The 604-nt window shown below is 57.8% G+C and carries 1 pseudogene; it reads left to right on the top strand.

Going from position 1 to position 604, the window contains the following annotated elements:
- A pseudogene (locus tag DVK00_RS20680) lies at positions 1-604 on the top strand (RNA-guided endonuclease TnpB family protein); the annotation flags it as partial.

Below are 604 nucleotides of genomic sequence, written 5' to 3'. Positions count from 1 at the left end.
GAGAACGTCCTCTACGAACGACTCCGCAACGAGACGGAGTTGACGGCAAACCTCGTACAGAAAGGGATTCGACGCGCTATCGAGGCCACAAAAAGCGGTGTCGCCCGACTCAAGAAAGGTGACAACACCAGTCAACCGTACTTCAAAGCGTGGAGCGTCGTCTACGACAAACGCTCTGCGACGTTCCACCGCGACCACGTTTCGCTCTCGACAGTAAATGGTCGCGTTGAGTGCGACTACGTGATTCCCAGCGAAACTGAGGGAACGCCGATTGGCGAGTATCTGCTGAACGAGGACTACGAGTTCCGGATGTCAACGTTGCAGTACGACCGCTCTACGTCGGAGTTCTATCTCCACGCACGGATGCGCCGAACCATAGACGAGCAAGAGCAGTCTACGACTTCTTCTGAAGACGCCAAGCACAGAACAGTCCTTGGCGTCGATCTGAACGTGGACGGCTCGCTCGCCGTGACGTCGACAGGCGCGTTCATCGGGAATGCCGACGAGATGAGCCATCGACGCCGAGAGTTCGAGAAGACCCGCGGGTCGATGCAACAGGCGGGCACGCGGTCGGCACACCTGTCGATTCAGTCGATGGACGATC

The sequence above is a fragment of the Haloarcula sp. Atlit-47R genome, assembly GCF_003665985.1.
Lineage (GTDB): Archaea > Halobacteriota > Halobacteria > Halobacteriales > Haloarculaceae > Haloarcula > Haloarcula taiwanensis.
This window is presented reverse-complemented; position numbering and strand designations above follow the sequence as displayed.